This is a genomic window from Clostridium muellerianum (genome assembly GCF_012926525.1).
GTDB lineage: Bacteria > Bacillota > Clostridia > Clostridiales > Clostridiaceae > Clostridium_AM > Clostridium_AM muellerianum.
On sequence record NZ_JABBNI010000014.1, the window covers coordinates 345,880 to 366,522 of the forward strand.

Below are 20,643 nucleotides of genomic sequence, written 5' to 3' on the forward strand. Positions count from 1 at the left end.
ATTATTTTTAAACTATGCAAAAGATTATTCCTCACACTTGCGGCCTTCCCAAAACTTAAACCATAAAAGTTGTAATGTCAATATTCCAAAAGTGTATGCACCCGTAATGAATGATGCTTTCCGAAGGTTGTATGAAAAATCTGGAATTTCCTTATGCATTGCTGCAGCCATAAAATTTAAAGCAGCAAAATCACAAAATCTTACACTCCATGCCCATGGAAGATACATCCAACATCTATCTCCCAATCCTGTAATCATTAGAGCAGCAATAAGCATTCCTGCAATTCCAAGAAAAATAGATGCACCTCTGCCAAACTTCAAGCTAACCCAAAAACTCAATATATAAATAAATATATTACCAAAAGCAATCCATGCAAATGCTTGAAAATATAATGAATATGGAATATTGGATACATGCAAAAACAATTTTAATCCTAAAAGTACTATACCAAGGGCTAAAAATAGTGAAAACATTCCCATAAGAATCAAAGTAAGCAGCTTACTTAAGCATGTGGTAATCCTTGATTTTGTACTTAGCAATACTTGAAATTGACCTGCTTGTTCTTCCTGAGAAACAACTATACCGCAAATTATTCCAATTAATAGTGGAAACAACATACTAAGAGATTCAAAATAAAGCACATGTTTTTCTATGGTTTCTACATTGTTAAATAAATTGTAACACATTAAAAAAAGCAATGCACCCAATACAGGAATTACAATATGAATCCAAAATGTTTGGGTATGTTTTAACTTTTGAAAGTCAGCCCTTAAAGCTCTAAATAACGATACCATATTATATCACCTCCTGATTTTTAAACCAACGTGATGTAGCAATAAGTATTACAACAAATAGCATAATAGACAACATAATTCCTATAGGAACTACACCCGGATTAAGCATATAATCTTTTGCTGCTGGCATCTGCCCATTGGGAAGTATTCCAAGTATAGGACACATAAGACGGCTAGTCCAGCTGTAAGGACATATCCACCATATAGATTTTACAGCCATCATACTGTTAAGAGTTATACCTACTGCAACATTTAAGATAACTGGTACAAAAAATCCAAATTTCTTAGCTAAAAATAGACAAATAGGAATTTGCCATAATGATGTTATTGCAATGACAATAGCTGCTGTTATTGCATGTACAATTGGAATGACAACTATATATTTTAAAGCAGAACTTGAAATAATCCTTGGTAAAATAAATTTTCCTACTAAGGCTGCTCCTAATGGCAAAATAATGCAACAAAATAAAACATAAATAGCTATGAGCATAACTTTTGAATTCCAAACTTTTTTTAAGTCAATAGGCATAGAAAAAATAGCTCTATATTTAATTTTCTTTTCTTCTTTTTGATTTACAAGTGCACAGAGAAGTGCAATATTTCCTGGCAGCATTATCATGTACCACCAATTAAATGTATTTAACTCATAATAAACTCCTGACATAACACCAAAAAGCAATGTAATAAGTGGAAAAATCAAAACAAGTTTTTTTGTCATTGTCTTTTTTAACTTTAAATTTTCTGCTTTTAAATATGAACTCATTTTAATTACCTCATTTCCCTTTTACTTTTTTTAACTACTTCCATAAAGAGAGTTTCTAAGTCTTCACCTTGATTAATTTTTCCTTCATAGCCTAAAATACCATTGCTTATAATACCAATATGATCTGCAATAAGTTCTACTTCTGACAGTATGTGGCTGGATAAAATAACCGTTATCCCCTGTTCTGGAAATGAACGAATAAGCGTTCTCAAATCTTGAATGCCTATAGGATCTAATCCATTAGTAGGTTCATCTAAAATCAATAATTTAGGATGATTAAGTAGTGCAATGGCAATTCCAAGCCTCTGTTTCATTCCCATAGAAAACTGTCCTGCACGTTTTTTCCCTGTGTTTGTTAAATCAACAGTTTGTAACACTTCATCAATACGGAATTCCTTAAGTCCTAAAAGTGTGGTTCTCACTTTTAAATTCTCTCTTGCAGTTAAATTTTCATATAGCGGAGGTGATTCAATTAGTGTACCAATATCATTTAAATCCTTTCTGCTCCATGGGTGTCCCTGAAAAGTGATTTCTCCTGAAGTTTGGTGAAGCATTCCTGTAATCATCTTTAATGTAGTGGATTTTCCTGCACCATTAGGCCCTAGTAGACCATAAATTGAGTTCTCTTTAATAGCAAGTGAAATATTATTTACTGCTCGCTGCCCTTTAAAATTTTTACATAGATTCTCTGTTTTTAAAATATACTTTTCCATTATTATCAATCCTCTCATTTACTAACAATACATTATTTTCTAAGATATCTTAATTCATGATTTATTATAAACATCAATTTTAAGGATTTTATAAGGATTTAAAAAAATAATCCCAGTGACTTTTTTTCATCACTGAGATTATTTAACCAAAATTATTTTTATCTACGTTCTATTATTTTCCCTTTGTACATGTCTTTTAGATTTATTTTTATATTAAAAGTCTTCTCATATTGCTTAATTAACCCTTTCTCTCTATCTGTAAATATACATATAGATTTACCAGCCTTACCAGCTCTAGCTGTTCTTCCTGCTCTATGTAGATAGTTATCAGTATCTTCTGGTATATCGTAGCTAAAAATGCACTCCACATCCTGTATATCAAGACCTCTAGCTGCTATATCAGAAGCTACAAGTAAATTAATTTTACCTGCCTTGAAGTCTTCTAAAGCTCTTTTACGTACTTCCTTATCTGCAGTTCCATATATAGCTTCTGATTTTATTCCATGATAATTTAACTTTTCCGTAAGTATTTCTATTTCATCAGGTTTATTTACAAATACAATAGCCTTTTTAGGATTTAATATGTGAAAGACCTTTCTTAAAATTAGTATTTTATCTCTTTGCTCACATTTAAAACACATATGCTCTATATTTTCATTCATAGAAGTTTTTCCCTGTGTTCTTATAACTTCATATTCTTTCATTAAAGTTTTTGCTATATCCAAAGTTCTTTCATCTATAGTTGCTGAAAAAAACATTAATTGTCTATCCTTTAATGTAGTTTTTATTATAGCCTTAACATCTTCTACATTGTTTTTATCTAAAAGTTTATCCGCCTCATCAACTACAATGATTTTTATCATATGTGCTTTCATTTTTTTAAGCTTAATAAGTTGAAGTATTCTACCTGTAGATCCAACAACTATATGAGGTTTATTGTTTTTTAAATTTTCTATTTGTTTTTTTATATTTATATTTCCTATTATAGCTGCTGATTTAACTAGTATTTCTGAATCCAAAGCTAAAGTTTTTATCACATCATTTACCTGAATTGCAAGTTCATGTGTAGGTGTAAGTATAAATGCCTGCACTGCCTTACTACTTGTATCTATATTTTGAAATATAGGAGCTAAATAAGCTAAAGTTTTTCCGCTGCCTGTTTCTGCTTCCCCTACTATATCCTTGTTTAAAATAGCCTGTGGAATTGCTTCTACTTGTATTTCTGTTGCATATTCAATGCCTTCTTTTTTTAAACCTTCTATTATTTTTTCATTTATACCTAATTCTTTAAATAAAGTTTTTGTCATGTGTTTTTAACTCCTTTTTATTTACTAGCTAATTCTACTCTAACTTTTTTTCCTTTAATAGTGCCCTCACTAAGAGCCTTTAATACCTTTGGACCTTTTCCATCTAATATATCAATATAAGAATGAGTATCATGAATATCTATAACTCCTATTATTTCCGCACTAAGTCCAGTAGAATTTGAAATAGCTCCTACTATATCTCCTGGTCTAATTTTCTTTTTCTTTCCTGCATTTATGTATATCTTTGTTATCTCACTGTTTAAATCTGCAGTTTTTCCCTTTTTAAGCGGTTTCATTTTGTTTTTACTTAAAAAAGCTTCTTTATTTTGATTTGCGTCTTTTTCTGTTGGAAGTTCACATTTTGGTATTTCCATTTGTATATAATCTTCTATTTCACTTAAAAATCTATCTTCATTAGGAGTAGAAAATGTTATAGCAGTACCTTTATTTCCTGCTCTACCTGTTCTTCCTATTCTGTGAATATAGCTTTCTTTCTCCATAGGCAAATCATAATTTATTACATGAGTAACATTATCTATATCTATACCCCTAGCAGCTACATCTGTAGCTATAAGAAATCTAAATTCTCCTCTTTTAAAACTATTCATTGTATCTAATCTTTCATTTTGAAGCATTCCACCATGTATTTTATCACAGGAGTATTTTTCTGCTTTCATTCTGCTTGCAACGTAATCCACATTATTCTTTGTTCTACAAAATACTATTGCAGTATCTGGATTCTCCATATAAAGCAAATTTCTAAGTAAAGAAAATTTGTTTTTCTCTTCTATAATATAACATTTTTGTTCTATGTTATCTACTGTAAGTTTTTCTGGAGTTATTTCTACTTTAGCTGGATTTTTCATATATTTTTTTGATAAATTTTCTATAGCCTCAGGCATAGTAGCTGAAAAGAGCATATTTTGTCTGCTTACAGGAATGTTTTCTATAATTTCACTTACTTCCTCTATGAATCCCATATTGAGCATTTCATCAGCTTCATCTAAAATTAAAAACTTTATATTTTCTAGATTCATATTTCCTCTTTTTATGTGATCTAAAGTTCTTCCTGGAGTCCCAACTATTATATGTACCCTCTGCTTTAATTCTTTCTTTTGTGTGTCCATAGGCTGTTTACCAAAAATAGCTGCACATCTAATTCTTTTAAATCTTCCTATGTTACTTATGTCTTCTTTTATCTGAACTGCCAGCTCCCTAGTTGGAGTTAGTATTAAAGCTTGAGCTTCATTTTCTTCTATTTCCATATGTTCACATATAGGAATAGCGAAAGCAGCAGTTTTTCCACTTCCAGTTTGAGACTTTACTATAACATCTTTTCCCTGCAGAATTAAAGGTATTACTTGTTGTTGGACCTTCGAAGGTTTCTTATATCCTATATTTTTAATGGATTTTAGTATATCCTGCCCTAATCTAAAATCTTCAAATTTTATTTCACTCATATTAGCATTTTCCTTTCTTATTATATCCACTTTTAAAATTCTTTCACATATAACTTTACTATTATAGCACACAATCATATTATATGTAATTTTATCTAATATTTACGTTATTTAATAATATTATATTGACAAAAATCAGTAAATCGTTTATATTTAATTTATGGATAAAGATTATTTGTAAATTAATCGTATTCTGAAAGAAATTATATTAAAAGATAATAAATGTTAATAATTTATATTTGGAGGTTTTATAATGACAAACAACAAAACTTGTAAATCAGCAGATACTGTCCTAGAAAATTTTATATGCTCTTTAGATGTAGAAACTTCTCATCATAGAGTGGAAAAGCAAAAAGTTAAATGTGGCTTTGGACAACTTGGAGTTTGCTGTAGATTATGCTCTAATGGTCCCTGTAGAATAACTCCTAACTCTCCAAACGGAATTTGTGGTGCTAATGCTGATACAATAGTAGCTAGAAACTTATTAAGAGCTGTAGCTGCAGGTTCTGGATGTTATATCCATGTAGTAGAAACTACGGCTAGAAATGTAAAATCCGTAGGTGAAACTGGCGGAGAAATAAAAGGAATTAATGCACTTAATACTTTAGCAGAACATCTTGGCATAACAGAGACTGATATTTATAAAAAAGCAGTACTTGTAGCTGATGAAGTGCTTAAAGATTTATATAAACCAAAGTTTGAAAAAATGGAAATAGTAAATAAAATAGGATATGAACCTAGACTTAAATATTGGGAGAAGTTAAATATAATGCCAGGAGGAGCTAAATCAGAAGTTTTTGATGCAATTGTAAAAACTTCTACAAATTTAAATAGTGATCCTGTAGATATGCTTTTAAACTGTTTAAAACTTGGAATATCCACTGGTGTATACGGACTTACTTTAACTAATTTATTAAATGATATAGTTTTAGGCGAACCAGCTATAAGATCTGCAAAAGTTGGTTTTAAAGTTGTGGATACAGATTATATAAACTTAATGATAACAGGACATCAACAATCAATAATATCACATTTAGAAGAAGAACTTATAAAACATGAGGTAGTTCAAAAAGCTAAAGAAGTTGGAGCTAAAGGCTTCAAATTAGTTGGCTGCACTTGCGTTGGACAGGATTTACAGCTTAGAGGAAAACATTATGATGATGTCTTTTCAGGACATGCTGGAAATAACTTTACAAGTGAAGCTTTAATAGCTACTGGTGGTATTGATGCAATAGTATCTGAATTTAACTGTACTCTTCCTGGAATTGAACCTATAGCAGATAAATTCATGGTTAAAATGATATGCCTAGATGACGTTGCTAAAAAGGCTAATGCAGATTATTTTGAATACTCTTTTGAAGATAGAGAAGAAATAAGCAATTACATTATAGATAAAGCTCTTGAAAGTTATAAATCAAGAAGATCCCAAATTGAAATGAATGTTCCTGAAAATCATGGTTTTGATGATGTAATAACAGGTGTAAGTGAAAATTCCCTTAAAGCATTTTTAGGAGGAAACTGGAAAGCTTTAGTAGACTTAATTGCTGCTGGTAAAATAAAAGGAGTTGCAGGAATAGTAGGTTGTTCAAATTTAACAACTAAAGGTCATGATATATTTACAGTAGAACTTACAAAAGAACTTATAAAGAGAAATATAATTGTACTTTCTGCAGGATGCTCTAGTGGTGGTCTTGAAAACGTAGGACTTATGTCACCATCAGCAGCTGAACTTGCAGGTGATAGTTTGAAAGAAGTATGCAAAGCTCTTGGCATACCACCTGTTTTAAACTTTGGTCCATGTCTTGCTATAGGAAGATTAGAAATCGTAGCTAAAGAACTAGCAGAATATTTAAAAATAGATATACCTCAACTTCCACTTGTACTTTCTGCACCTCAGTGGCTTGAAGAACAAGCACTAGCAGATGGATGTTTTGGACTTGCTCTTGGACTTCCACTTCACCTTGGTTCATCTCCTTTTATAGGCGGAAGTAAAGTTGTAACAAAAGTACTTACAGAAGATATGGAAAACCTTACAGGTGGAAAATTAATAGTAGAGGATGACATACTAAAAGCTGCAGACGCGCTAGAGGAAATCGTACTTAAGCGCCGCAAAAGTTTAGGCCTTAGTTAAGTAAGATTGGAAGGTGTGCTTTATGAAAAGGATAATGATAAATAAAGACTTATGTACAGGGTGTTTAAATTGTACTTTAGCCTGTATGTCAGAACATAATGAAAATGGGAAATCATTTTTAGATTTGGATTTAGAAGATAACTGTCTTGAAAGTAGAAATCATATATCTTTAGATGAAAAAGGTAATAAATTTCCTATTTTCTGCCGCCATTGTGATGAACCCGAATGTGTTATGACCTGTATGAGCGGAGCCATGACTAAAGATCCCCAAAGTGGTATAGTATCCTATGATGAAAATAAATGTGCCAGCTGCTTTATGTGTGTCATGTCCTGCCCTTATGGAGTACTAAAACCTGATTCTAAGACTAAAAGTAAAGTAATAAAATGTGACCTCTGCCTTAATAGGGATATTCCAAGATGTGTTGAGAATTGTCCAACAGGTGCGATTTATTTAGAAAAGGAGGATGGCAATCTATGCAATATTTAATAATAGGTGCCAGTGCTGCTGGAATAAATGCTGCTAAAACTTTAAGAGAGCTTGATAAGTATAGTGCAATAACTCTTATTTCAAAGGATACAGCTGTTTATTCTAGATGTATCCTCCACAAAGCACTAGATGGAAGTAGAGACTTAAAAGGATTATCCTTTATAGAAGAAGATTTTTTCCAAAAATATAATATTAACTGGATAAAAGATGCTCACGTTTCAAATATTGATATAGAAAATAAAAAAGTGGTAATTGAAGATAACACAAGCTACAAATTTGATAAATTACTAATAGCTTCTGGAGCTTCTTCCTTCATTCCACCTGTTAAAAATTTAAGAGAAGGTAAAGGAGTATATTCTCTTAGAAATTTTGAAGATGTAACTTCTATAGAAAATGGACTTAAAAATGCAAAAAATGTGGTAATACTTGGTGCAGGTCTTGTAGGAGTAGATGCAGTATTAGGTCTTATAGAAAAAAACATTAAAATTTCAATTGTAGAAATGGGAGATAGACTTCTCCCTCTTCAATTAGATAAGAGAGCTTCCTCAATATATGAAAAACTTTTAAAAGAAAAGAATATTGAACTCTTTACTTCTGTTAAATTAGAAGAAGTTATCTTAAATGAAAATGGCAATGTAAGTAAAGCCGTATTATCTGATTTAACTGCTTTAAACTGTGATATGATAATAGTCGCAGCTGGAGTTAGACCTAATGTAAACTTTATAAAAGATACTAGAATAAAAGTAGAAAAAGGAATTGTAATAGATAAATGCTGTAAGACTACTGTAGATGATATATATGCTGCAGGTGATGTAACTTTTACTGCACCAATATGGCCTATAGCTGTAAAGCAAGGAATTACTGCAGCCTTTAATATGTTAGGTAAGAACAAAGAATTAAATGATACTTTCGGTATGAAAAATTCAATGAATTTACTTGGTTTAGAATGTGTATCTCTTGGAAATATAAATGCTTTAGATAACAGCTATAATGTAGATATTCTTGAAAGCGATAGAGTTTATAAAAAAATAATCCACAAAGATGGAGTAATTTATGGTGCACTACTTGTTGGAGATATATCATACTGTGGAGTTCTAGGACAACTAATAAAAAATAAAATAAATATAAAACATATTCATAAAGATATATTTGATATAGATTATTCTGATTTCTACAATGTAGATTCAAAAGGTCAATATAATTATGCAGTAAGTTCCACATAAAATGCAAAAATATATGTCCAAATGGTTATTTAATTTGATTTTCTAGTTTTTACACAATCGAATTAAACTAAATCTTAGCAGAACCTTAAGCATCTGGAAGAAAATAACAAGTCCAAATGTGAAGGATATTTTGCGTCGGCAAAAGGCAGGTTCCCGAGAATAGTAAACCTTATCTAAGGGTTCTGCCGACACCGCATGACACAAAATAGGATAGTAAATGGACTTATTATTCTTTAAGATGTCTTATAGCATATAATAACAAATTTAAGGGTTTAATACTGAAATTTATTTTCAGTATTAAACCCTTTATTGGTATTAACTATTGAAAATCACACCATGAAATTTTTCTTAAATTTTTCATAAAACCTTTTTGCTTACTCTAGTCCTTTTTCGTATGCTTCTACCATTTTCTTAACCATGTTTCCACCTATTGAGCCTGCTTCTCTTGCTGTCAAATCTCCATTGTATCCTTGTTTTAGATCTACGCCTACTTCTCTAGCTGACTCCATTTTAAACTTGTTTAAACCTTCTTTAGCTTCTGGTACTAATACTTTATTACTATTGTTTGACATAGAAAAACATCTCCTTTATAAAAAATTTAATATATTTATGTGTGTAATATAAGTTTGCTCAATTTCAGTATTATTAATCTATTAAACTTTATGCAAATATAGAAAACTTTTTCATAAAAGGACACATTAATATTTTTATGTATAAAAAATATTAACATGGTTAAACTTTACTATATATTCATTATGTAATAACTCCTTTGTAAAGTTGTTCTTAGACTTAGGTGAAGTTTATTTACAAATAAGAATATATTCACCTATTTCTTAGAATAACTTATACAATAGATAAATTTTTAATTTTATTCTTGTATTTAATTTGGATTTTGTTTTGAAATAGTATTCTTAATCATGAATTTTTGAGCAAAATCAGCTGTTGACCTTTCTTAATCAGCAGCATAAAAAATTTACATATTCCTTTCTTGTGTTTCCTGTATTTTATTTTTTTTGTGATCCAATATCAAAATTCTATGCAAATTTAGCATAAATCCTTTTCTCATTTATTGCTTCTATTACAGCTTTGAAAATATTGACTAATTATACTTAAAATATTATTATATAATAAACAATATTTATTCCTTATAAATAAGAAAGGATGATTTAACTATGAAGGTAAAAGATTTTATGATTACTGATGTAATTACTGCAAATGAAAATAGTACTATTAAAGATGTTATGAAAACTTTAGTTATTAATAAAATTGGAGGTGTACCTATAGTAAATGAAGAAAATAAACTTATAGGTATTGTAAGTGACGGAGACTTAATAAGAAATTTAAAGCCTCAAAATGAAATGCTTTACAACATATACACATTTTTGCTTTACGTTGGAAAAGAAGAATTAGAAGATTCTGTACAATCCATAAAGGATCAAAATATTATGACTATAGCCAAAAAGAAAGGTATCTATTCTGTTAACCCAGAAGATTCAATAGAAGATGTCTTATCTATTTTATCAAAATATCACTTTAAAAAAATACCTGTTATCGATAATGATAAAAAAGTGGTAGGTGTTATAAGTAGAGGAGATGTAATTCGATATATTCAGAAAAAAATTATAGACAAGCTATAAAAATTATTAAGAACCAAAGGTTGCTTCTCTCCCTTGGTTCCTCATTGATAAATGTAATTTCTTGGTATGACCTTTAGCCCAAATAAAAAATTAAGATTAAATACAAATCTATTTTATTTTATAAAACAAATCCTTTTTAACTTCTTTTCCATGAAAATTAATAAATTTAACCGCTTGAAATCTTTCATAATTAGATTTAACACCATTATCCAAATTAATAGATATTTTTTTACCTGCTAAGTATTTTAAAACTTTTTCATACTCTATGCATTCTTCCATTTCTTTAGAAACTTTTTCAACATTTTTTTTGAGAATATTTATATCTTTGGCCGAATAATTTTCTAAGCAAGCTGTACTTTTTAAACTATTTATTTGTTCTGCATATTTTTCTATAATCAAATGAAGATAATTTATCCTAACATTTTCTATAGTATGTTCATTATATCTATGCATATATGTTAATGCACTGAAGCCTTCATTTTTACCTGATTTAAACAGCCAGTAGATAGGTTTATTCTTATACATCTTTAAATGATCTTTATAAAAATCTTTTAGAAAGTATCTTCTTATACATTGCCTTGAAGTTTCAAATGACTTCTTTCCAATACAATCTGAAATAAAACTTAAATTTTCCTCTAAGGTTTCTTCACCATATAAAATTTTAACAAAATCAATAAATTTTAAAGTTATATCATTCTCAAAGTACTCATTCTCTGTAATAGGAATGATATTATCTATATTTTGTTCACTTCCTGAAGATTTACATGACTCAAACTTTGTGTAGTTATTGTTTATGTTTCCACTAATTGCTGCTTCTTTTCCTCCTGCATATACAATACCTTTTGAATCAATGGAATATCTTCCAAACATACAACCTACTGCGAAAGATATAAAAGATTTAATATCTCTTTGCTTATCTGCTTTCCTAATGGTTATATCCCTATCACAAACCTGGTAAGTTAATTCATCTTTCATTCCATATATATCAATAAATATTCTATTTAACTCTTCCTCATTATCCTTCAACCGTTGAAATTGTTTATCCATAAATGTTTTCCAAACATTAAATCCATAAGATATATACTTATTGTATAAAATGCTGTTTCCCTTATGGCTGTCCCCTTTAATTTCACCATTCTTCACCAATAAAAATGGATGGCATTTAAAATTCCAGGAAGTTTCCAGTGAATCCCATTCTTTTTTACTTATATCTATATTCTCTTGAACTAAATTCTTAATTTTATAACTTATGTTTTTGGAAAATAATTTTTTACTTACAGGAATATTCTTTATATCTCCTACCTGGATATTATAAGTTGGATTCATTATATCTAAAAACATTTTAGATATCTTGCTGCATAACAGTGCTAAAATTATATTAGATTGTTCTTCATCCTTAAAAAAAATTGATGAGCCTGCTACATCAAATATAAAACCATTTTGGGAATACCTTGCACCCATATCCTCTGATATAAAGGTATATGTTAATCCACTTTTAAAATAGAACTTTTCATTTTTTATAGTTCTGCTGTAAGATTTATATAGCTTGGCAGCATATTCCTTTACTTCTTCACCATTATTTTCCCAATTGATTATAAATTCATTATTTCCATACCACTTTCTGTATTCTCCACCCTTATTATACGGAAACCACTTTCTTCCTGAATTTTCTGCTTCTTCTGAGTTATGAGCATCAAATTTAATTTTGTTAATATTAACTTCAAACCAATGTCTTAAAAATCTTTTATTATCCGAAGTTGCCATACCCTGCCTTGGTTTTGCAATCTCACTTAAGGGCTGAAAAGAAGAAAATATGTTGAGTATGTTTTCATTAACCCAATAAGCAAATGGTTTCCCTGGAATTATAAATAGCTTATTTAATGTTAGTTCATATATTCCTTTATTTGAAGTATTGTTGCATATCTTTTTAAATTCAACTTTTTTTTCTTCACTGCTATTTTCACCTGTAAGATTTATTACTTTAGTCTTATATGAATAATTGCAATAATTTCTGCTCACATAAGCTGCATTTTGAACTATAGTTCCAACATTTTCTTCAAAAGTTCTAGCTCCTAAATGCAGTATATTTATAAAGGTGGATTTATTCAAAAGCCACTGTCTAAATTCTATAAAGCTTGATAGAAACATCCATGAATGCTGGTTAATTAAAGACACCATGCCATATTTTTTACTGTATCTTAAACACACTTCCATATAAACAGAAAACAGATCATATTTGGATATTGGAAAATTACAAATTAAAAAATCTGCTAATTTAGCATTTATTCCTCTAAGTCCCATGTAAGGCGGATTAGTAATAACAACATCATATTTCATACTCATTATTTTTCCCTGCTTAATAAGTAGTGGCATTTTATCTAATATTAACTTTCTATAGTCTGCAAATATAAAATTATCCTCTTTTTTTATTTCCTCTATCCTATCCTCTAATGCTTGAAAATTGATTTTCCTAACTTCAAGTATGGAACCATATTCCTTAGCATCTTTAAATATATTTATTAAATAATGAACATCTTCTGTGAAACTATCATCTTCCACTTTCAATTTGTTTTCGCCTGCTGAAATCTTTGATACTTTTACTATATTTTGTAAAGTTTGCACTTTCTGTTTTTTATCTTTTTTAGCAATCTGAGATCTACAAAAGTAATCTATTGCTTCGCTAGTCATTTCATTACTTTCTTCTATTGAACAAATATTTAATGTTATTTGATCTTTTTCTAAGACTGTAAATAATTCCTTATCATAATATCTTGCTTTCATTTTTAATGCAAATGAAGCTAATTTAGCTACTTTACTATCTATATCTAAACCATATATATTATTTTTAAGTATAAGTCTTGGTATTTCTCTTTCAATATAACCTGCGCTTATGTATATTTCATAAAGTAAATCAAAGGCATAAACTAATATGTGTCCACTTCCCATACAGGGATCTAATACTTTTATATTCTCTGGTGATAAATTATTTTCATATTTTCTTGTTTCACCTAAGTCTTCTACTTCTTGCTCCTCATTAGATTCTTCTAAATAGTATTTCCACTTTTCTTTTAATAACTTTAAATTTACATTACTATTTTTACTACTAGAATTCTCATTTTCATTAACTGAATACTGTATATTACTACCTTTAAACTTATCAAGCCACAATCTTCCTAATGAATTTTCCACCATATACTTTACAATCCATTTTGGAGTAAATAGTTGTGTAGCTGCAGGTATATTTTCTTTTTCTATCTTTATATTTTCCTTCAAGCCTGCAAAAACTTCATCCTTCTTTTCCGATATGTAATATTGATACATCCATCCTATAATTTCTATTTTGCCTATTCCTTTTTCTTCCTTTAAATATTGTTCTTCAATATTCTCTACCAATTTTCTAATTATAGAATCTTCTTGCAAAAGATTGTCTGGAAGTAAAATTTCGCTGTAATCATTGTTAATTTGAAATATTTCAGGAATTATTCTCCCTAATTTATTGCATTCTTTAATTAAAATATATTTATATAACTTTATTATATCTTCCTTATTTTTTATAGAATCTTCTTCTATACTATCTTTAGTATTAGAACCTATTAGTGTATCAACCTTTTCCATATTTAGATGAAGTTCTTCACTTAAATCATATACCTTACTTAAAACATCAGGTTCTATTTTCCCAGGTACTTTTGATGAAAGGACTCTTACTTTTCCAGGAAGATAGTTATTAACTTCCATATATCTTAAAACAACAAATCTAAAAAACCATATACAAGCAACTTCTTCCATTACTTCTTCAAAGCCTTTTTTTTCTATTTCCTCAATTAAAGATTTTCTGTATCTAACCGGAAATTCAATTATTTCTTCTTTTTCTTTTAGTTTGAAACCACCTTTAACTTCTTCTATTTCTTTAATGCTATCTTTTTCTATACCTATTTTAAAAGCTCTATAAACTGTTTCCTTTATTAAGTTTCTTCTAGCCCAAACTGAAAAAGATTTTACTTTAGTTTTGTTCATATAAGTTACCTTTCTCTAAGTGATATTTTTGTAATTAATATATTATCTAATCTGCTGTTTGCAAATGTTCTCCGCTATGTCCAATATAAATACAATCGTCCTTCTTATCATAAATAAAGTAAATTCTGTTATCACTAAGTTTTATGTGATAATCCATTTTTAATTTTCTTCCTTTAACTGTAACTTCTCTCTTTTTTCCATATTTATTCATGGTTGAATCAGATTCATGTGAAAACTCCACTCCATTAGTTTGTTTTTTAAATTCCACCTCTATACTGTCCTCAGAAAATCCCTGTAATTCTCCTTTTAAAAAAGGATATATTAGCTGTTCTAATATTTTAAAAACATTTAAAAGCTTTGTAAAGCCATATTGCTTATATATGTCTTCCCTGGAATTTGCCGTTTTATATGCTTTGTCTGTGAATTTTATATGTGAAAATTCTGATTCTGCCTTTTGAAAAACTTCATCTATATTCTTAGGAGCAGGATTAAAAATTAAATATTCTTCTAATTTACTTTTTCCTAGGATATTTTTTACTATTTCTTCTTTTTCATTAATATTAATCTTATATTCTGGATGTATTATTTCATTTTCATTAGCTGATGATAACATTACATTATTATTATATTTATGACATAAACTAATTAACTCAATGAAATAGTAATTATCTATGAATGGATCAATTTTATCACTTTCTACTGTATTAACTCCATATGTTTCTATAGAATTTAGGTATTTTAAAAACGCTAATAAAATACTAATTGACTTATTAGTATTTAAGTTTTTATAATCTAAATCCAAATTATCTTTAATACATAGTTTGTAATTTTTAGCTTTTAATAAATCATAAAATTGCTTTATTTCTTTCAAATTTTCTACTATATTTTCTTTATCTACAATCAAATGGTTTTCATTAAGATAAAAATCCATGTTATAATAATCCAAAGTTATCCTCTATAGTTACTTTATCTACAAAGTCATCTGGCCATAAATCTAAATTTCCTGTATCTTCTATTTCTATCTTTTGTATACTAGATTTTAAGCCATGATTTTCAAAGAAATAAAGCGATGTTTTATCTTTTAATGTATTATCATTTTTAACAAATAATCTTACTCTATTAACAATTTCCAGGCTTTGAGTTTCAATTAATATATTAACTCCAAACTTAACAGCATAATAAAATAATTCAACTAAATTAGTTTTCCACTTAGGATGCAAATGAACTTCTGGATTTTCGATTATAACTAAATCTCCCTTTTTAGCAGTTAAAATAGTTATCAAAATAGGTAATATCTGACTATTGCCAAATCCTATCTGTAATAAATCAAATTCTATATTATTTTCCAAAGCTATAATTTTTCGTCTGTTATCTTCTATTTTTAATCTAAATTCTGAATTTAATATTTTATTTGTCCATATATAAAATGCATCTATTAACTTTGTTTTACCATCAAAAATTGTACTATCTTTAAAGTTATCAAGAATATCAGCCGTATTTCCATTATTCCTTAATGCAGGTACATATTTTATTGAACTTTCATTAATGTTGCCTAAATGTGAGTTTATTACTAATAATTCTTTAAAGCCCTCTTCTATTGTTTGAGGAATAAAATTAGGATATATTCCTTTAACTAAAATTCCTTTTTGTAATAAAATTCTTTTTTCCTTTACATCATTTAAAATAATTTCATTTAAATCATAAGTTATTGGATTACTTATATCCATATTCATAACAAACTCATAATTTTTTACAAGATCCTTACTATTCTTAAAATAGATATCTATTCTTTTTAATATTGCTGCATCTGTCATGTCATTAAAATTTAATTTGTAATTATATATAGAGTCAAATTCAAGCTCTACATTACAAAATTTCAAGTCTTCTATTTTAAGAGATAATTTATACTTTATACTTTCCCTTCTGCTTACATCCTTATTTAAAGTCCTTCTAAAGTCTCCTAGTTCTGGTACTTGTTCAAATGGTAACTTTGTATAACTAAATGAATTTCTGTTTATTTTTGAAAGCAGTCTTAAACTTTGAGTTAATGATGATTTTCCAGAATTATTAGTTCCAGTTAAAATTATTAATCCATTTAAATTAAATATATAACCTAATTTATGAATTTTAAAATTACTAATTGAATATTTATTAATCATTACTATTCCCCCAAAATTTCTTTCATACAGTTATCCCATATTTTAAATCTTTCATAGGTTTTGACTTTTGTAGTAGTTGATGCACCTGCAATAGATTCCATGAAAGATTCATTATTTTCTAAAAGCTCATCTAGTTTAACTTTTATAGTTTCTCTATTGTTTTTTATATCTTCAAAGCCATATTTTGAAAATGAAATCATAAGTATTTCAAATAGTGCCACACTAAGCTTGCCTTTTTTATTTTTATTCTTTATTAGAAATGCATCTTTTCCAAAAACATTATATATGCTTTTCAGTGTTTTTAAAAAAGTACCCTTAAATTCAGTTTCTCTATTTCTGTACTCATCATAATTATCTAAAGTCTCATTGAGAAATTTTTTTAAATTTCCTTCGTATGATTTAACTCCTCTATAATAAAATGCCATAAATCTCAATACTAATTCTTGATCCTGCATTGAATTCACATTAACTTTCTTATCTTTTATTAGCTTTTTGTAATCAATTTCTTTAACTAATTCTTTTATAAAAGGAATCCCTTTATTTCTATAAATACAATTTCTTAATTCTTGAGAATTTAACCTTACTGCTCCAGTATTAATTCTTTCAAAAATTTCAAACTTTACATTTGGATTATTATCTTTTTTCACAACAAAAATAACAAGCTGAAAATCTTCAATCTTTCTTTGAATGCTTGGTTCTAAATCTTTAAATAACTTATTTTCCTTAAAAAGTATTGTGTTTTGTAATTTAAATTTATTGTTAACAAATTCTGTTATTGTCCTTATTCGTTGCTGTCCATCTATTATTTCATATCTATATTCATTATCCTCTGATAAATAAATTGCTTGAATAGGAATATCTAAAATAATAGATTCTATTAGCTTAGACTTTTTATCTGGTAACCATTTAAAGTTTCTTTGAAACTCCGCTTCTAATTGAATATCTCCTCTTTCAACCTTTCGCACTGTTTCAAAAACTGAAAATGTTAGTTGTGCTATATTTATATTTTGAGGTTTTAAATTTTCTTTCATCTCTGTAATTATAACCTCCATTTCTATGATTTAAACATGACAATATTATATCACAATGGAACTTTAATATGTATTATTCCAGCTTCGTACATATTAAGTAAACTCAATTGTATTATTGGACTTTTGATATTAGTTTTTTATATACCTTCTGCATATGAGGTTCACTGCTGTATGAGTTTACTTCTTCTATAGGAATCCATTTAACAGCACTATTTTCATCTTCTTTAACAATAAGTGACTCATTTTCATCAGCTTCTACTAAATAAGCAATTGATAAATGTAAGTGGGGAGACACATATTTCCTTTTTTTTACATGACCTAATACAGTTAATACATCTATAGAAAATATATTTGAAGACAACGCTTTAAGTTTTTTAACTCCAGTTTCTTCTTTTACTTCTCTAATTGCAACAAATAATAAATCATCTTCACCATCTGCATGACCTCCTGTCCAGGACCATGAATTATATATATTATGATATACCATTAGAACTTTATCTCTATTTTTATTTATCACGAAAGCTGAACTTGTTATATGTGCAATTTCATTTTCTCTAGTTAAAATATCATCAAATTTATTAATACATTTTAAAATCAACTCTTTATCCTTTTCTTCCTGTTCATTATAAGGAACATACTTTTTTACAGCTTCAATCCAATCCATATTTTTATCCTTTCTATAATAGTACATATATTTATACACTATCTGATTTATTTAATAAAACTTAGAGCTACCTAGTCGTTATTTTTATAAAGATGACTCTGATGCTTAATATGTATTATTATATCATAATAAAAATATAATTATTTTTCATTTTTGATTATTAAAAAATGTCTCATTAAATGATAAAATCCCATAATTCTGTACATGAATTTTTGTCTATAACATTGGAATAATAATTAATAACTTTTATTAATATAAAGGGAGATGAGAGTAATTAAATTCTTAAAGCTAGGCTTTGAAATTTTTATTAGAAATGCAATTTCACTAATATTACTTTTTTCACTTACAAGATTTATGGGTAAAAAGCAAGTTTCTCAGCTTACTTTTTTTGACTACTGCGTTGGAATAAGCATAGGTTCTATAGCTGCATCTTTTTCTGTAGATGAAAATATTCCTTATTTCGAAGTAATAGAATCCTTGATTATATGGGGAGTTTTCCCTATACTTGTGTCTTATTTTTCCCTTAAATGTATGTTTATAAGAAGAAAAGTTGAAGATACACCAACTATTCTTATTCAAAATGGTAAAATCATAGAAAGAAATCTTAGAAGGGAACGTTTTAATATAAATGATCTCCTTGAAGAACTCAGGTTAAATGGCGTATTTAATATAAAAGATGTAGAATTTGCCATACTTGAAACCACTGGAAAAGTAAGTGTTCAATTAAAACGAGAAAAACTACCATTAACTCCTTCTGATTTAAATATTAAAGTACAATATGAAGGATTATGTGCTAGTATAATCATAGATGGTAAAGTAATGCATTCAAATTTAAAACTTATGAATCTTAATGAATCATGGCTAAAAAATGAATTAAAAAAGAGAAAAATAAAATCTTTAGAAGAAGTGTTTTTTGCTTCTGTGGATACTAGCAAAAATTTGTATGTAAGTTTAAAAAATAATGATACTAAGGATAAAAATATAATGGATTAGAGCATAATAATTGCACTCTAATCCATTAGTATACTAAAAAATCACTATATTCTATAATATCTCATCAATAACTCCGCCGCCTACTAATAAATCATCATTATAAAATACAACAGATTGACCTTTAGTTATAGCACGTTGTTTATTTTCAAATTCAACTTTTACTCTTCCATTATCTAAAGCAGTTATCCATGCCCTTGAAGGTTTTGCAGAATATCTAACCTTAGCTTGAATCTCCATTGTACCTTGAAGATTGTCAAAAGGTATAAAGTTCATATCTTTTGCAATTAGATCTGTCTTAAATATGTCCTTTTCACTACCTAATACCACTTCATTTCTTAAAGGATTTATGTCTGTTACATACATTGGTACACCAAAAGCTATGCCAAGTCCCTTTCTCTGTCCTATAGTATAATAAACTATTCCTTTATGCCTTCCTAATACATTTCCAGCTTTGTCTACGAAATTTCCTGGTTTAACCTTATTTGGAACTTGTTTTTTTATGTATCTCCCGTGGTCATTATCTGGAATAAAGCAAATTTCTTCACTATCTTTTTTATTATGAACTAATAATCCTATTTCTTTTGCTATTTCTCTTATTTTTTCCTTCTTATAAACACCACAAGGCATAAGAGTATGCTCTAATTGAAATTGAGTGAGGTTATATAAAGCATAAGTTTGATCCTTTTTATCATCTTCAGATCTCCTTAAAACGTATCTATTATCATGTTTTTCTACTACAGCATAATGTCCTGTAGCCACATAATCAGCACCTAACTCCATAGCCTTTTTTAATAACGCATCGAATTTTATAAATTTATTACAAGCTACACATGGGTTAGGCGTTCTTCCATTCATATATTCATCAATAAAATAATCTATAACATTTTTTTTAAATATATCTTTAAAGTTCATAACATAAAAAGGTATATCTAATTTATATGCTACCCTTCTAGCATCTTCTACTGCACTTAAAGAACAGCAGCCTCCTTCTACAGCCTCATATTCTTCATCTTCTTGCCACACCTGCATGGTCACTCCTATAACATCATAACCCTGCTGTTTTAAAAGATATGCTGCAACAGAACTATCTACTCCTCCGCTCATACCAATTACAACTTTTTTATTCATATTTATCACCTTTTTCTAATATAATTACATTGCTAAAAAAACGCTACATTTGAATATTATGTGACTAATATATAATTATAGTAACGTAATACAGTTAAAAGTTGATTCAGTTACTTATGCCACATTATGCATTATTAT

17 protein-coding genes are annotated in these 20,643 nt (G+C 28.2%); 5 read left to right on the forward strand and 12 right to left on the reverse strand.

Features of this window, described 5'->3' with window-relative positions; genetic code table 11:
• Positions 1 to 24 precede the first annotated feature (24 nt).
• The 5 genes from HBE96_RS08910 to HBE96_RS08930 all read right to left on the reverse strand — a co-directional run bounded on the left by HBE96_RS08910 (position 25) and on the right by HBE96_RS08930 (position 5,038).
• Positions 25 to 795: a lantibiotic immunity ABC transporter MutG family permease subunit gene (locus HBE96_RS08910; RefSeq protein WP_169297409.1), complete on the reverse strand. Its 771-nt coding sequence runs from the start codon at positions 793 to 795 to the stop codon at positions 25 to 27.
• Position 796: 1 nt separating this feature from the next.
• Positions 797 to 1,558 (reverse strand): lantibiotic immunity ABC transporter MutE/EpiE family permease subunit, encoded by a 762-nt coding sequence (locus HBE96_RS08915; RefSeq protein ID WP_169297410.1) that lies wholly within the window; start codon positions 1,556 to 1,558, stop codon positions 797 to 799.
• A 5-nt stretch (positions 1,559 to 1,563) separates the two neighbouring features.
• A complete protein-coding gene (locus HBE96_RS08920) occupies positions 1,564 to 2,271 on the reverse strand; it encodes a lantibiotic protection ABC transporter ATP-binding protein (RefSeq protein ID WP_169297411.1) in 708 nt (235 codons plus the stop codon).
• Positions 2,272 to 2,429: 158 nt separating this feature from the next.
• The gene (locus HBE96_RS08925; protein ID WP_169297412.1) at positions 2,430 to 3,578 is read right to left on the reverse strand and encodes a DEAD/DEAH box helicase; all 1,149 of its coding nucleotides are present in this window, start codon (positions 3,576 to 3,578) and stop codon (positions 2,430 to 2,432) included.
• Positions 3,579 to 3,595: 17 nt separating this feature from the next.
• Entirely contained in the window at positions 3,596 to 5,038 is a 1,443-nt protein-coding gene (locus HBE96_RS08930) for a DEAD/DEAH box helicase (protein ID WP_169297413.1), read from the reverse strand.
• A gap of 253 nt (positions 5,039 to 5,291) precedes the next feature.
• On the opposite strand from HBE96_RS08930, the gene cooS reads away from it, so the two are divergent.
• The 3 genes from cooS to HBE96_RS08945 are packed head-to-tail and all read left to right on the forward strand — an operon-like array spanning position 5,292 to position 8,879.
• Positions 5,292 to 7,169: an anaerobic carbon-monoxide dehydrogenase catalytic subunit gene (gene cooS, locus HBE96_RS08935; protein WP_169297414.1), complete on the forward strand. Its 1,878-nt coding sequence runs from the start codon at positions 5,292 to 5,294 to the stop codon at positions 7,167 to 7,169.
• 22 nt (positions 7,170 to 7,191) lie between these two features.
• Positions 7,192 to 7,656, forward strand: a complete 465-nt coding sequence (locus HBE96_RS08940; protein ID WP_169297415.1) for a 4Fe-4S dicluster domain-containing protein — start codon at positions 7,192 to 7,194, stop codon at positions 7,654 to 7,656.
• Positions 7,644 to 8,879 carry an NAD(P)/FAD-dependent oxidoreductase gene (locus HBE96_RS08945; protein ID WP_169297416.1) on the forward strand — a complete coding sequence of 412 codons (1,236 nt, stop codon included), beginning with the start codon at positions 7,644 to 7,646 and terminating at the stop codon, positions 8,877 to 8,879. Before HBE96_RS08940 ends, HBE96_RS08945 begins: the two co-directional genes overlap by 13 nt.
• A gap of 374 nt (positions 8,880 to 9,253) precedes the next feature.
• On the opposite strand, the gene HBE96_RS08950 is transcribed toward HBE96_RS08945, so the two are convergent.
• A complete protein-coding gene (locus HBE96_RS08950) occupies positions 9,254 to 9,451 on the reverse strand; it encodes an alpha/beta-type small acid-soluble spore protein (protein WP_169297417.1) in 198 nt (65 codons plus the stop codon).
• A 600-nt stretch (positions 9,452 to 10,051) separates the two neighbouring features.
• Between HBE96_RS08950 and HBE96_RS08955 the strand changes: the two genes are divergently transcribed.
• Positions 10,052 to 10,516: a CBS domain-containing protein gene (locus tag HBE96_RS08955; RefSeq protein ID WP_169297418.1), complete on the forward strand. Its 465-nt coding sequence runs from the start codon at positions 10,052 to 10,054 to the stop codon at positions 10,514 to 10,516.
• 108 nt (positions 10,517 to 10,624) lie between these two features.
• Here the strand turns inward: HBE96_RS08955 and pglX are convergent, their stop codons facing one another.
• The 5 genes from pglX to HBE96_RS08980 form a co-directional block, all read right to left on the reverse strand.
• The gene (gene pglX, locus HBE96_RS08960; protein ID WP_169297419.1) at positions 10,625 to 14,530 is read right to left on the reverse strand and encodes a BREX-1 system adenine-specific DNA-methyltransferase PglX; all 3,906 of its coding nucleotides are present in this window, start codon (positions 14,528 to 14,530) and stop codon (positions 10,625 to 10,627) included.
• 46 nt (positions 14,531 to 14,576) lie between these two features.
• The gene (locus tag HBE96_RS08965; protein ID WP_243186871.1) at positions 14,577 to 15,476 is read right to left on the reverse strand and encodes a hypothetical protein; all 900 of its coding nucleotides are present in this window, start codon (positions 15,474 to 15,476) and stop codon (positions 14,577 to 14,579) included.
• Entirely contained in the window at positions 15,463 to 16,689 is a 1,227-nt protein-coding gene (locus HBE96_RS08970) for an AAA family ATPase (RefSeq protein ID WP_169297420.1), read from the reverse strand. The genes HBE96_RS08965 and HBE96_RS08970 overlap by 14 nt, the downstream gene beginning before the upstream one ends.
• A gap of 2 nt (positions 16,690 to 16,691) precedes the next feature.
• Complete coding sequence (locus HBE96_RS08975) at positions 16,692 to 17,720, reverse strand: DUF262 domain-containing protein (protein ID WP_169297421.1); 1,029 nt, start codon at positions 17,718 to 17,720, stop codon at positions 16,692 to 16,694.
• 112 nt (positions 17,721 to 17,832) lie between these two features.
• Positions 17,833 to 18,384 (reverse strand): NUDIX hydrolase, encoded by a 552-nt coding sequence (locus HBE96_RS08980; protein ID WP_169297455.1) that lies wholly within the window; start codon positions 18,382 to 18,384, stop codon positions 17,833 to 17,835.
• Between the two features lie 264 nt (positions 18,385 to 18,648).
• Between HBE96_RS08980 and HBE96_RS08985 the strand changes: the two genes are divergently transcribed.
• The gene (locus HBE96_RS08985; RefSeq protein ID WP_169297422.1) at positions 18,649 to 19,377 is read left to right on the forward strand and encodes a YetF domain-containing protein; all 729 of its coding nucleotides are present in this window, start codon (positions 18,649 to 18,651) and stop codon (positions 19,375 to 19,377) included.
• Positions 19,378 to 19,428: 51 nt separating this feature from the next.
• On the opposite strand, the gene mnmA is transcribed toward HBE96_RS08985, so the two are convergent.
• On the reverse strand, positions 19,429 to 20,505 hold the full coding sequence (mnmA, locus tag HBE96_RS08990) for a tRNA 2-thiouridine(34) synthase MnmA (protein WP_169297423.1): 1,077 nt from the start codon (positions 20,503 to 20,505) through the stop codon (positions 19,429 to 19,431).
• Between the last annotated feature and the right edge of the window lie 138 nt (positions 20,506 to 20,643).